Source organism: Halorubellus amylolyticus, from assembly GCF_034808145.1.
Classification (GTDB): Archaea; Halobacteriota; Halobacteria; order Halobacteriales; family Natrialbaceae; genus Halorubellus.
Window position 1 is genome coordinate 1 of sequence record NZ_JAXHGM010000129.1, and the last position, 203, is coordinate 203.

The window sequence follows — 203 nt, forward strand, 5'->3', positions numbered from 1 at the left end:
GCGTGGACGCGGCCTCGGGCGTGCGTTCGCCCGAGGCCGCAGTCCTTCACTGATTCGTTGGTTCGTTCGACTCCAGTACGGCGGTTGTACGTCTCATCCAACGTGGACTGCTTCAGCTGAACGTCCTCGCTGTGTTCGGTGATGCGGTCTTCGACCCTGTACTCGATGTCTTTCGGGTCGTCAGTGTTTCGCGCGTTGTACGG

General features: G+C 60.6%; 1 protein-coding gene. It reads right to left on the reverse strand.

The genetic code is table 11. From position 1 onward, the window contains the following. A partial coding sequence (locus tag SM754_RS20455) for a transposase (protein WP_323677981.1) occupies window positions 1-203 on the reverse strand: 203 nt, incomplete at both ends.